We start from the raw sequence: 11,944 nt of genomic DNA, 5'->3' as shown, positions 1-11,944 counted from the left end.
CGGCCCCGCGCCCGGCACACCGGACAGAGCCCCGGCCGGATCGGCCGGGGCTCTCGCTCAGCCGCGCAGGTCCAGCAGTACCGGGGGGCCGCCCTCGCCTCGTACCGATGTCACCGACAGCACCGCGTGTCCGGCGGGGACCGAGTGCGCCAGTTCCGAGGCGGACCAGCGCTCGCGCTCCACCTTCCGCACCGTCACGGACTGGGTCGTGACCGCCTTCCCCGTCACCACCTTGCGGATGAAGTGCAGGACCTTGGTGAACGGCTCGTCCGAGATGATCTGCCGGTCCGTGACGTCCCGGGTCTCGACCCATTCCGTCCCCCACACCTCCGCGAACCGGGCCCCGTCCCACGTCGTCACCCCGGCGCAGGCCATCCGGCAGCCGACCGCTCCCAGCAGCGCGCTGCGCAGCGTCTCGGGGACGTCGTCGAGGGTACGGAGGGTCAGCACCGCGCCCGCGTGGGCGGCGCGGAGGCGCTGGATACCGCGCAGCGCCTCGGGGGTGATGGTGTGCGACGCGTCGTCGAGGACCAGGCACGCGAAGAGCGACCGGTCGGCGCGGCCCGCCGCGCACTCGGAGAACTGCGCGAGCACGAGACGGGCCAGCATGCGGGACGCCTCGGCGTGCCCGCGCTCCGGCAGATCGATACGGACCCGCAGCGGGTGTTCGAGCGCGCGGAGGGAGAACGGACGGCGGTCACCGGTGGTGTCGAAGAAGTTGGCGAACGCGGGCCGGTCCAGCAGCGCGATCCGGTCCGCCAGCAGCGCGCCCGCGTCCCCGGGCGCCCCGGACTGCCGTACCCGCGCCTCCAGCTCGCGCGCCTGCGCCCGCTCCCCCGCCGCGTCGAGCGCCTCGCGCAGCGCGCCGACCGCCGTCTTCGCGCCGTCCAGCAGCTCCCGCAGCTCCGGCACGGACGGGAAGCGGCCGTGCGCGGCGCGATAGGGGCCGAGCAGCTGGGCCAGCGCCGTGGCGGCCCGGCGGCTGTCGCCCCCGGGCAGCGAGGCGGCCATGTCGCCGATCAGCGCCTCGGCGAGGATGCCCGCGGCCTCGTCGGGGTCCGTGGTGCCGCCGTAGAGGTCGAAGTCGTAGACGGAATCGGGGCGGCCGATCTTCACGACGACGTCGAACGCCTCGTCGGGCCCCAGGCCCGCCCCCGCCGCCCCCACGGCCACCACCGCGACCCGCCCGGCGAGCGCCTGCAGACACAGCGACTCCACGACGGGCCGCACCAGCCGCCCGGTCTTCCCCGACCCGGGCGGCCCGACGGCGAGCAGCGAGGTCCCGAGCACCTCGGGGTCGAGGGCGAGCCCGGCGCCACGGTGCTGGTACGGATTGCGCAGATCGTCGACGGCGGTACCGAGGCGGACCTGGTGGGCGAGGAGATCGTGCTCGGCCGTGCGCGCGGGCAGGTCCCGGGCCCCGGACGGATGGCCGTGCGAGGCGGCGCCGTGGCGCAGCACGGTGTCGGTGAACGATGCGAGGGAGTTCCGTCCGGTCCGGACCGACTGCCAGGCGTGCTCGATGCGGGCGTGGTCGACGTCGTTCATCGCCCCGGCCCGCGCCTCGGCCGCCAGCCGGTCGGCCGCCCCATGCGCCCCGGCGGCCCGCAGATGCGGCCACTCGACGGGATCGGCCTCGGGCCGTGCAGGGGCCGCCCGAGACGCACGGTCGCCTCTGACGCGCTGCCAAACAGGCGATACAAAGCGGCGCCAGACCTCGCCCCAATGGCCGACACGGCCGAAGACCGCGAAGATCAACACCCCGAGAACATATTCGTAGACACGTGTGGCCTGAGCGAATCCCTCAAGATCCACGACTCGCCCATCACTCATCCCGACCCAGGAATCTGGAGTGAACACGTAGAAAAACCACATGTACCAGCCGCCGAGATAGTTGTGGATGAGCAGCCGCCAAGCCAGCCAGCCGCAGATTCCAGCGATCAAGGCACCGCTGATCAGCCGTCGCCCAGGGATCCTTTCCGGATCCTCCGGCGGCTTGGGCCTGTGCCCATACGCCCACACCCCCGGCCCCGCCCCCTCGGCCCGCGGAGTCCGCAGCCATGCGGCGAACGACGGCCGGGCGCCGGATGCCGCAGGCGCGCCCGGCGGCACCGGCGCGCCCGGCGGCATCAGCGGTGGCACCGCCGGGGCCGCAGGGGGCACCCGGGGCGGGGTGGGGGGATGGGGGGGTGGGGTGGGTCGGGTGTTGCGGGAGTCGTACGTACCCTCGGTGTCCATCTGCTACCCCTTGCCCCCTGACCGGCTGTGCCTCTGCGTTTCGCGCCACCGCGCCACCGCTCAATCTAGTGTTCCCGCCCGGGGAGTTCAGCGACCCCACCGGGGTGGCACCTCATGACGTGCCGAGGTGACGGCCGGGCCGCGGCTATGGCCGCCGCGGACAACGCACCACCCGCACTGCTCCCGAACGGAACATGCCGCTTCCCGCGCCGCGCGCCTAGCCTGCGAGTAAAGCCCCTGTCACGCCCCCTTCATCCCGTGGAGTACCTCATGACCGAACTGTCCGGAGGCCCGTCCCTCCCCCAGGAGCGTCGCGTCGTCACCGCGATCCCCGGCCCGAAGTCGCAGGAGCTGCTCGCCCGTAAGAACGCGGCGGTCGCCGGTGGCGTGGGGAGCGTGCTGCCGGTCTTCACCACCCGCGCGGGCGGCGGCGTGATCGAGGACGTGGACGGCAATTCGCTGATCGACTTCGGCTCCGGCATCGCCGTGACCTCGGTCGGCTCCAGCGCCGAGGCCGTGGTGCGCCGGGCGTCGGCGCAGCTGGCGGACTTCACGCACACCTGTTTCATGGTGACGCCGTACGAGGGGTACGTGGAGGTCTGCGAGGAGCTGGCGCGGCTCACGCCGGGCGATCACGCCAAGAAGTCGGCGCTGTTCAACTCCGGCGCCGAGGCCGTCGAGAACGCGGTGAAGATCGCCCGCGCGCACACCAAGCGCCAGGCGGTCGTCGTGTTCGACCACGGCTACCACGGCCGGACGAACCTCACCATGGCGCTCACCGCCAAGAACATGCCGTACAAGCACGGCTTCGGCCCCTTCGCGCCCGAGGTCTACCGCGTGCCGGTCGCCTACCCCTACCGCTGGCTGACGGGCGCGGAGAACTGCGCCGAGGAGGCCGCGGCGCAGGCCATCGACATGATCAGCAAGCAGGTCGGGGCGGAGAACGTGGCCGCGATCATCATCGAGCCGGTCCTCGGCGAGGGCGGCTTCATCGAACCCGCCAAGGGCTTCCTGCCGCGGATCGCCGAGTTCGCGAAGGACAACGGCATCGTCTTCGTCGCGGACGAGATCCAGTCCGGCTTCTGCCGCACCGGCCAGTGGTTCGCGTGCGAGGACGAGGGCATCGTCCCGGACCTGATCACCACCGCCAAGGGCATCGCGGGCGGCCTTCCGCTGGCCGCTGTCACCGGCCGCGCCGAGATCATGGACGCGGCGCACTCCGGCGGCCTCGGCGGCACCTACGGCGGCAACCCGGTGGCGTGCGCGGCGGCGCTGGGCGCGATCGAGACGATGCGCGAGCTGGACCTCAACGCGAAGGCCCGGCGCATCGAGGAGGTCATGAAGGGCCGCCTGTCCGCGCTGCAGGAGAAGCACGACATCATCGGTGACCTCCGCGGCCGCGGCGCGATGATCGCCGTCGAACTGGTGAAGCCGGGCACCAAGGACCCGAACCCGGAGGCGACGGCGGCCGTCGCCAAGGCCTGCCACGCCGCCGGTCTGCTGGTGCTGACCTGCGGTACGTACGGCAACGTGCTGCGCTTCCTGCCGCCGCTGGTGATCGGTGAGGACCTGCTGAACGAGGGGCTGGACGTCCTCGAAAGCGCCTTCGCCGAGCTGTAGAGCCACCGGTGACACGAGCGGTGACTGTGGGTGGATCGTCGAGCCGCGTGAAGAAGATGTGCGGGGCCCATGACAGGTGGGTGATCGGCCTGTCCGACAGCCTCTCGCTGCCGTACGGTCATTCCAGATGAGAGAAACACCCCGCTCGCAGGGGACTGCGGGCGATGCCGAGCCGGTGCTTCCCCAGCTCCGACCCGGCTGTGCCCTCGCGCACACCACTGGAGCCTCCGGCTCCGGATCTCCTCACCGATCGGACGGCCGCCCGCCCCAAACCCCCCGGGGCGTGCGGCACACCGGTCGCCACGGCGGCCCCGGAACCACCCCCCCTGTTCCGGGGTCGCCGTCTGTCTTCCTCACGTTCGCGCTCCCCGCCGCGCTGCTGGCGGTGTTCGCGCTGTGCGCCTGGCAGGTCGCCGTCCACGGTCCGCTGCGTACGTTCGACGAGCGGCTCGGCCGCGCGATCGCCGGATCGCCCTTCCCCTCCCCCGTCGCGGAGTTCTTCGCCGACCTCGGCAATACGGCGGTGGCGCTCCCGGTCCTCCTCGCCGCGCTCGCCTGCGCGGTGTGGCGGGCCCGGGCGGCGGCACTCCGGTGGTGGCCGGGTCCGCTGGCCGCCGCGCTGGCGATGGCGGCGGTCCCGGCCCTGGTCGCACCGCTCAAGGCGCTACTCGACCGCCCTGGCCCGCCCGGCCCGCTGGCGGGCGAGACCGGATTCTTCCCGTCCGGCCATGCCGCGACGGCCGCCGTCGCCTATGGCGCGGCGGCCGTGCTGCTGCTCCCCCTCCTGCGCGGTCGGGCCCGGGGGTGGCTCCGGGGGTGGCTGATCGGCGCCGTCGTCCTGCTCAACCTCGCGGTGGGGGTGGGCCTGGTCCGCCGGGCGTACCACTGGCCGCTGGATGTGGCCGGGAGCTGGTGTCTGTGCGGCATCCTGCTGTGGGTGGTGTTCCGGGTACGTGAACGGAGCGAAAACCCGCCCGTCTGACATCGGCGCTCAGCTGTCGAAGCCCAGCCCCACCCGGTCCATCGCCTTCAGCCACAGATTGCGCCGTCCGCCGTTGGCGTCGGCCCGGCTCATCGACCACTGGGTGAGGCCGATCCCCGCCCAGCGGACCGGTTCCGGCGGGAACGGCAGCGGTTTGCTGCGCACCATCTCCAGCCGGGTCCGCTCGGTGGGCTCACCGGCCAGCAGGTCGAGCATCACCTCCGCGCCGAAGCGGCTCGCACCGACGCCGAGGCCGGTGTAGCCGAGGGCGTAGGCGACGCGTCCGCCGTGTGCGCTGCCGAAGAACGCGGAGAAGCGGGAGCAGGTGTCGATCGCGCCGCCCCAGGCGTGGCTGAACCGCACGCCCTCCAGCTGCGGGAAGCAGCGGAAGAAGTGCCGGGCGAGGGTGCGGTAAGTGGCCGGGTGGTGATCGTATTCGGCGCGCACCCCGCCGCCGTAGCGGTAGACGATGTCGTAGCCGCCCCACAGGACGCGGTGGTCGGCGGTGATGCGGAAGTAGTGGAAGTGGTTGGCGGTGTCGCTGAGGCCCTGCCGCCGCTGCCAGCCGATCGCGGCGAGCTGCGCGGCGGTCAGCGGTTCGGTCATCAGGGCGTGGTCGTAGACGGGGACGATGTACGGGCGGACGCGGCGGACCAGGGCCGGGAAGGCGTTGGTGGCCAGGGCGACCTGCCGGGCCCGCACCCGGCCGTACGGGGTGCGCACGAGCATCCCGGACGTGCCGGTTCCAGACGCTCCGGTTCCGGCGCGGCTCAGCTGCTCGGCCGGGGTGTGCTCGTAGATCCGTACGCCCAGCTCGGCGCAGGCCCGCTTGAGCCCCCAGGCGAGCTTGGCGGGGTGCAGCATGGCCACGCCCCGGCGGTCCCACAGCCCGGCGAGGAAGGTGGGCGAGTCGACCTCGGCGCGCACCGCGTCGCGGTCCAGGTACTGGGGCTCGGCGACGCCGAGCGCGGCGGCCTGGGCGGCGGTCTCGCGCAGTCCGGCGATCTGGTGGGGCCGGGTGGCGACGTCGATCTCGCCGGTGCGCTCGAAGTCGCAGTCGATGGCGTAACGGGCGACGGCGGCCTCGATGGCGTCCAGGTTGCGGTGGCCGAGCCGTTCCAGTTCGGGCAGTTCACGGGGCCAGCGGGCGGCGCCGTTGCCGAGGCCGTGGGTGAGGGAGGCGGCGCAGAAGCCGCCGTTGCGGCCGGAGGCGGCCCATCCGGCCTCCCGCGCCTCGACCAGGACCACGTCGCGGCCGGGGTCGCGCTCCTTGGCGGTCAGGGCGGTCCACAGCCCGCTGTAGCCGCCGCCGACGACGAGCAGGTCGCAGTGCTCGTCGCCGACCAGGGCGGGGCGCGGGCGGGGCCGTGCGGGGTCGTCCAGCCAGTACGGGGTGTAGGCGACGTCGGCGAGAGCTTCCATGGCGGTCAGCTCCTTCTGCGGCGGGAACCGGCCAGCTGACCGGCGAGGACGCACAGCACCGCGACGGCGAACATCGCCGTGCCGATCACATTGATGTGGACGGGGGTGCCGCGCTGCGCGGATCCCCACACGAACATGGGGAAGGTCACGGTCGATCCGGCGTTGAAGTTGGTGATGATGAAGTCGTCGAAGGAGAGCGCGAAGGACAGCAGCGCACCGGCGGCGATGCCGGGGGCGGCGATCGGCAGGGTGACGCGCAGGAACGTCTGGGCCGGGGAGGCGTAGAGGTCCTGGGCGGCCTGTTCCAGCCGGGGGTCCATGCTCATCACGCGCGCCTTGACGGCGGTGACGACGAAGCTCAGGCAGAACATGATGTGCGCGATGAGGATCGTCCAGAAGCCGAAGCCGACGCCCATGTTGAGGAAGAGCGTGGCGAGGGAGGCGGCCATGACGACCTCGGGCATCGCCATCGGGAGGAAGATCAGGCTGTTGACCGCGGGGCGGGCCCGGAAGCGGTAGCGGGCCAGCGCGAAGGCGATCATCGTGCCGAGGACGGTCGCGCCGAGCGTGGCCCACACCGCGAGCCGCAGGCTCAGCGCGAGCGAGCCGCACAGGTCGGCGACGCCGCACGGATCGGTCCAGGCGTCGGTGGAGAACCGCTGCCACGCGTAGTTGAAGCGGCCGTTCGGCTTGTTGAACGAGAACACCAGGACGATGACGTTCGGCAGGATCAGATACGCGAGGGTGGCGAGCCCCGCGAGGACCACCAGGTTGCGCCGTATCCAGCGGATGAGGGCCATCAGACGAGATCCTCCGTCCCTGCCTTGCGGATGTAGACGGTGACCATCGCGAGGATCGCCGCCATGAGGAGGAAGGACAGCGCGGCGGCCGTCGGGTAGTCGAGTACCCGCAGGAACTGCGACTGGATGACGTTGCCGATCATTTTCTGGTCGGTGGCGCCCAGCAGCTCGGCGTTGATGTAGTCGCCCGCGGCCGGGATGAAGGTGAGCAGGGTGCCCGCGACGACGCCCGGCATGGACAGCGGGAAGGTGACCTTGCGGAAGACCGTGACGGGGCGGGCGTAGAGGTCGCGGGCGGCCTCGTGCAGCCTGCCGTCGACGCGTTCCAGCGAGGTGTAGAGCGGCAGGATCATGAACGGCAGGAAGTTGTACGTCAGCCCGCACACCACGGCGAGCGGCGTGGCCAGCACCCGCTGCCCCTCGGTGATCCCCAGCCAGCTGGTCACGTCCAGCAGATGCAGGGAGTTCAGCGCCCCCACTACCGGGCCGCCGTCGGCCAGGATCGTCTTCCAGGCGAGCGTGCGGATCAGGAAGCTGGTGAAGAACGGCGCGATGACCAGGACCATGAGCAGATTGCGCCAGCGGCCCGCCCGGAAGGCGATGAGGTACGCGAGCGGATAGCCGAGCAGCAGGCAGAGCACGGTGGCGGTGGCCGCGTACAGCACCGAGCGCAGGAAATGCGGGGCGTATTCGGTGAGCGCGTCCCAGTAGGTCTGTACGTGCCAGGTGACCCGGAACCCCTCTTCGAGGGAGCCGGTCTGGACGGACGTCGACGCCTGGTAGACGAGCGGGGCCACGAAGAAGACCAGCAGCCACAGGATGCCGGGGAGCAGCAGCCAGTAGGGCACCAGCCGCTTGCGTACGGGACGGGGCGCGGCGCTGGCGGGGGTCGGGGCCGCGTCGCGCGCCTCGGTGGCCGTGGCGCTCACGCCGCCTCCCCGCCGGCAGCGGTGTCGGTGCCCGCGCCGATGCCCTGGGCCGGGTCGAGGCCGAAGGTGTGGGCGGGGTTCCAGTGCAGGACGACCTCGGCGCCGGGGACGAGCCGGGGGTCGCGCTCGATGTTCTGCTCGTAGACGGCCAGCTCGGCGCCGTCCGGGGTGGCCACCACGTACTGCGTGGAGACGCCGAGGAAGCTGGCGTCCGCGATGCGGCCGGTCATCCGGTTGCGGGCGGCGGGGACGGCGTCCGTGTCCCCGGCGGGGGTGAGGGAGATCTTCTCGGGGCGCACCCCGACCAGCACCGTGGCTCCGGTGCGGGCGGGCGCGCGGCAGCGCCCGGCGGGCAGGGCGAGACGGCCTCCGGCGGCGGTGAGCAGGAGGTCGCCGCCGCTCTTGTCGGTGATCTCGGCCTCGATGAGGTTGGAGGTGCCGAGGAAGTTGGCGACGAAGGTGGTGCCCGGGCTCTCGTACAGCTCGGCGGGGTCGCCCAGCTGCTCGACGCGGCCGCCGTTCATCACCGCGACCGTGTCGGCCATGGTCATGGCCTCCTCCTGGTCGTGGGTGACATGGACGAAGGTGATGCCGACCTCGGTCTGGATGCGCTTGAGTTCGAGCTGCATCTGACGGCGCAGCTTGAGGTCGAGCGCGCCCAGCGGCTCGTCGAGGAGCAGCACCCGGGGGTGGTTGATCAGTGCGCGGGCGAGGGCGACGCGCTGCTGCTGGCCGCCGGAGAGCTGCTGGGGTCTGCGGCGGGCGAAGTCACCGAGCTGGACGAGTTCCAGCATCTCCCCGACCTGCTTCTTCACCGACTTGATGCCCCGGCGGCGCAGCCCGAAGGCGACGTTCTCGTAGATGTCGAGGTGCGGGAAGAGGGCGTAGCTCTGGAAGACGGTGTTGACCGGCCGCCGGTGCGGCGGGAGGGCGGTGACGTCGTCCCCGGCGAGCCGGATGGTGCCGGTGGTGGGCTCCTCCAGTCCGGCGATCATGCGCAGGGTGGTGGTCTTGCCACAGCCGGAGGCGCCGAGCAGGGCGAAGAAGGAACCGGCGGGTATTCGGAGGTCGAGCGGGTGGACGGCGGTGAAGGACCCGTAGGTCTTGCTGATCCCGTCGAGCCGGACATCGCCGCCGCTGGTGGTGGGCTGGGTCATGGGGGCTTCCTCGCGTGTCAGGCCGTCAGGCGCCGGTGAGCTTGGCGAACGCGTCCTCGAACGCCGTCTCTTCCTTGCTCGACAGGGAGCGGAAGGCATGGGACTTGGCGGCCATCTCCGCGTCGGGGAGGATCAGCGGGTTGTCCGCCAGCTCCTTGTCGATCTTCGCGAGTTCGGCGCGTACGCCGTCGACCGGGCAGACGTAGTTGATGTAGGCGGCGATCTTCGCGGCGACCTTGGGCTCGTAGTAGTAGTCGATGAGCCGTTCGGCGTTCTTCTTGTGGCGGGCCTTGGCCGGGATGAGGAGGTTGTCGGTGGCGGTCATGTAACCGGCGTCGGGGATGGCGAACTCGATCTCCGGGTTGTCGGCCTGGAGCTGGATCAGGTCACCGGCCCAGGCGACGCAGGCGGCGAGGTCGCCCCGGGTGAGGTCGCCGGTGTAGTCGTTGCCGGTGAAGCGGCGGATCTGGCCCCGGTCGGAGGCCTTCTGGAGGCGGGCGATCGCCGCTCCGAAGTCGTCGGCGGTGACGTCCTCGGGCCGTTTGCCCATGTCGAGAAGGGTCAGCCCGACGGTGTCGCGCATCTCGGTGAGCAGGCCGACCCGGCCCTTCAGCCGAGGGTCGTCCAGGAGCTGGGAGACGGAGGTGACGGCGCGGCCGCCGGTGGCCTTCTTGTTGTACGCGATGACGGCGGGGATGCCGGTCCAGGGGTAGGAGTGGGCGCGGCCCGGGTCCCAGTCCGGGTCGCGGAACTCCGCCGCCAGATGCGTATAGGCGTGGGGCAGGTTGGCCGCGTCCAGGGTCTGCACCCAGCCGAGCCGGATCATCCGGGCGGCCAGCCAGTCGGTGACGCAGATGAGGTCGCGGCCGGTGTCCTGGCCCGCGGCGAGCTGCGGCTTGATCTTGCCGAAGAACTCGACGTTGTCGTTGATGTCCTCGGTGTACTTCACCGTGATGCCGGTGCGGCGCCGGAACTCCTCCAGGGTCGGGCGGCGGCCGCCCTTGGTCTCGTCCATGTACTCCGTCCAGTTGGAGAAGGTGACCCTCTTCTCCTCGGCGGAGTGATCGTCCGCGGCGCTGTCGGCGCCGGTCCGCCCGGCGGGCGGGATGCCGCAGCCGCTGAGCGCCCCGAGCCCGCACGCGGCGAACGCTCCGGCGCCGCCCGCGCGCAGCAGGGCGCGGCGGGACAGCGCCATGCGGCCGCCGGTCATGCTGCGCCGGATCGCGGCGAGTTGGGGCGCGGACAGGCTCTCGGGCTCGTGCCGTGATTCCATACGCGGTGCCTTTCGAGGAAGAGCGGCGTGCCTCCGACCACGATTGAAGGCCGATCCTGACAGAGCACCCTTGCCTCAACAAGGGATTTCGTCGTTGCTTTTTGGTTGCGCAACGGATTCGGTGACGCCACCCCGCCGTAACCGTCCCCGCCGCCCGGACCACTGTCGGTGGCCGGGAAGGCGCGGCTGTTCGGGGATGGGGACGCCGAGCGGCGGGCGCTGGCCGCCTCGCACCCCAAGCAGGCCAAGGACGCGGGCCGTTCGGTGCGCGGGTTCGACGAGGCGCGGTGGCGGGAGCACCGCTTCGCGCTGGTCGTCGAGGGCAGTGTGCACAAGTTCGGGCAGCATCCGCCGCTGCGCGACTATCTGCTCGGGACCAACACCCGGGTGCTGGTGGAGGCCAGCCCGGTGGACCGGATATGGGGCATCGGGCTGGCGGCGGACGACGAGCGGGCGGCGGACCCGGCCCGCTGGCGCGGGCTCAATCTGCTGGGCTTCGCGCTGATGGAGGCGCGTCAGCGGCTCATATCGGCGGACGGCACCAGCCGCACGACCGACATCCGCGCATAGCCCGAGTCGTCGGTGTCATCCGAGCTGTCCCCGTCCGCGGCCGCGACATAGACGAAGATCATCGCCACGCCCGCCACCACGGCGGCCGACCCGACGATGAGCCCGGCGAGGGCCACGTTGCCGTTGGTCGCCTCGCCCCGGCTCGCCTTGGCGCGGCCGATCGCCCCGAAGATGATCGCGAGGACGCCGAGGATGATGCCCAGCACGACGCTGGCGAAGAAGGCCAGACCGATGATGCCGAGCACCAGGGCGGCCGTGCCGGTGCCGTTGTTCGGCATCGAGGGACCGCCCGCCTGCCAGCCCTGCGCATAGCCCGCGCCGGGGTAGCCCGCACCCGGGTAAGCCGTGCCGGGATAGGCGGTGCCGGGGTGGCCGGGATAGGCGGTGCCCGGGTAGCCGGGGTACGCCGCGCCGGGGTAGCCGTAGCCGGGCCCGCCGTACGGGGCCTGGCCGCCGTAGCCCGGCTGACCGTAACCGCCGGTGCCGTACGGCGAACCCCGGTACGCGCTCGGGGTGCCCGGGCCGGTCGGGGCGGGCGGCGGCGGGGGCACCGCGCCCGGCGGGATGGCGCCGCTCGGCAGGGTCGGGCCGCTCGGCAGGGTCGGGCCGCTCGGCAGGGTCGGGCCGCCCGGCGGGGGTCCCGGCGCGGCGGGCGGCGGCCCGGGGGCGGGAGGCGGGGGCGGGACGGCCGGGCCCGTGGGCAGCGAGGTGAGCGTCTGCTGTTCGGCCACCGAGGGCCGGGACGACGGCTTGTCCAAAGATGTACGCGGGGCCGGCGGGGCCCAGGGGTCGTGGTCGCGCGGCTCCGGCTGCCGCGGCTGGTCGTGCTGGTCGGGCTGGTCAGCCATGTATCTCCCCCACAGCGATGTCCGCCCATGCTACGGCCTGGCGCTACCGCCCCGTAGGGCCGCGTCTACGATGACCGGAGCCCGCCGCAGGCGGCCGTCACCCGG

Annotated in this window: 9 protein-coding genes and 1 pseudogene; 3 read left to right on the top strand and 7 right to left on the bottom strand. The window is 72.3% G+C overall.

Going from position 1 to position 11,944, the window contains the following annotated elements:
* Nucleotides 1-57 precede the first annotated feature (57 nt).
* Complete coding sequence (locus ACFV9T_RS13440; RefSeq protein ID WP_385439481.1) at nt 58-2,238, bottom strand: ATP-binding protein; 2,181 nt, start codon at nt 2,236-2,238, stop codon at nt 58-60.
* 270 nt (nt 2,239-2,508) lie between these two features.
* Here ACFV9T_RS13440 and gabT point away from each other — a divergent pair, with 270 nt between their 5' ends.
* Both gabT and ACFV9T_RS13430 read left to right on the top strand, forming a co-directional pair.
* Complete coding sequence (gabT, locus tag ACFV9T_RS13435; protein WP_385439477.1) at nt 2,509-3,858, top strand: 4-aminobutyrate--2-oxoglutarate transaminase; 1,350 nt, start codon at nt 2,509-2,511, stop codon at nt 3,856-3,858.
* A gap of 283 nt (nt 3,859-4,141) precedes the next feature.
* Entirely contained in the window at nt 4,142-4,840 is a 699-nt protein-coding gene (locus tag ACFV9T_RS13430; RefSeq protein WP_385439475.1) for a phosphatase PAP2 family protein, read from the top strand.
* 9 nt (nt 4,841-4,849) lie between these two features.
* On the opposite strand, the gene ACFV9T_RS13425 is transcribed toward ACFV9T_RS13430, so the two are convergent.
* From ACFV9T_RS13425 to ACFV9T_RS13405, 5 genes are read right to left on the bottom strand one after another with little or no spacing between them, the layout of a single operon-like run.
* On the bottom strand, nt 4,850-6,262 hold the full coding sequence (locus tag ACFV9T_RS13425; RefSeq protein WP_385439473.1) for an NAD(P)/FAD-dependent oxidoreductase: 1,413 nt from the start codon (nt 6,260-6,262) through the stop codon (nt 4,850-4,852).
* A gap of 5 nt (nt 6,263-6,267) precedes the next feature.
* Nucleotides 6,268-7,062, bottom strand: a complete 795-nt coding sequence (locus ACFV9T_RS13420; protein ID WP_385439471.1) for an ABC transporter permease — start codon at nt 7,060-7,062, stop codon at nt 6,268-6,270.
* Nucleotides 7,062-7,991, bottom strand: a complete 930-nt coding sequence (locus ACFV9T_RS13415) for an ABC transporter permease (RefSeq protein WP_385439468.1) — start codon at nt 7,989-7,991, stop codon at nt 7,062-7,064. The genes ACFV9T_RS13420 and ACFV9T_RS13415 overlap by 1 nt, the downstream gene beginning before the upstream one ends.
* Entirely contained in the window at nt 7,988-9,148 is a 1,161-nt protein-coding gene (locus tag ACFV9T_RS13410; RefSeq protein ID WP_385439466.1) for an ABC transporter ATP-binding protein, read from the bottom strand. Before ACFV9T_RS13410 ends, ACFV9T_RS13415 begins: the two co-directional genes overlap by 4 nt.
* A 25-nt stretch (nt 9,149-9,173) precedes the next feature.
* Nucleotides 9,174-10,421 carry a spermidine/putrescine ABC transporter substrate-binding protein gene (locus ACFV9T_RS13405; protein ID WP_385439463.1) on the bottom strand — a complete coding sequence of 416 codons (1,248 nt, stop codon included), beginning with the start codon at nt 10,419-10,421 and terminating at the stop codon, nt 9,174-9,176.
* Between the two features lie 168 nt (nt 10,422-10,589).
* Here ACFV9T_RS13405 and ACFV9T_RS13400 point away from each other — a divergent pair.
* Nucleotides 10,590-10,991: pseudogene (locus tag ACFV9T_RS13400) on the top strand (NADAR family protein); the annotation flags it as partial.
* Here the strand turns inward: ACFV9T_RS13400 and ACFV9T_RS13395 are convergent.
* Nucleotides 10,937-11,839: a DUF4190 domain-containing protein gene (locus tag ACFV9T_RS13395; RefSeq protein ID WP_385439461.1), complete on the bottom strand. Its 903-nt coding sequence runs from the start codon at nt 11,837-11,839 to the stop codon at nt 10,937-10,939. The pseudogene ACFV9T_RS13400 and the gene ACFV9T_RS13395 overlap by 55 nt on opposite strands.
* Nucleotides 11,840-11,944 lie beyond the last annotated feature (105 nt).

Source organism: Streptomyces sp. NPDC059850, assembly GCF_042731515.1.
Lineage (GTDB): Bacteria > Actinomycetota > Actinomycetes > Streptomycetales > Streptomycetaceae > Streptomyces.
Note: the sequence above shows the minus strand (reverse complement) of the source record. Positions and strands in the feature narration are given on the sequence as shown.

What these genes read in the sequence shown, in the direction of transcription:
- ACFV9T_RS13395 (WP_385439461.1), bottom strand. Translation starts at nt 11,839, where the DNA reads ATGGCTGACCAGCCCGACCAGCACGACCAGCCGCGGCAGCCGGAGCCG.
- ACFV9T_RS13440 (WP_385439481.1), bottom strand. Translation starts at nt 2,238, where the DNA reads ATGGACACCGAGGGTACGTACGACTCCCGCAACACCCGACCCACCCCA.
- ACFV9T_RS13405 (WP_385439463.1), bottom strand. Translation starts at nt 10,421, where the DNA reads ATGGAATCACGGCACGAGCCCGAGAGCCTGTCCGCGCCCCAACTCGCC.
- ACFV9T_RS13420 (WP_385439471.1), bottom strand. Translation starts at nt 7,062, where the DNA reads ATGGCCCTCATCCGCTGGATACGGCGCAACCTGGTGGTCCTCGCGGGG.
- ACFV9T_RS13410 (WP_385439466.1), bottom strand. Translation starts at nt 9,148, where the DNA reads ATGACCCAGCCCACCACCAGCGGCGGCGATGTCCGGCTCGACGGGATC.
- ACFV9T_RS13425 (WP_385439473.1), bottom strand. Translation starts at nt 6,262, where the DNA reads ATGGAAGCTCTCGCCGACGTCGCCTACACCCCGTACTGGCTGGACGAC.
- gabT (WP_385439477.1), top strand. Translation starts at nt 2,509, where the DNA reads ATGACCGAACTGTCCGGAGGCCCGTCCCTCCCCCAGGAGCGTCGCGTC.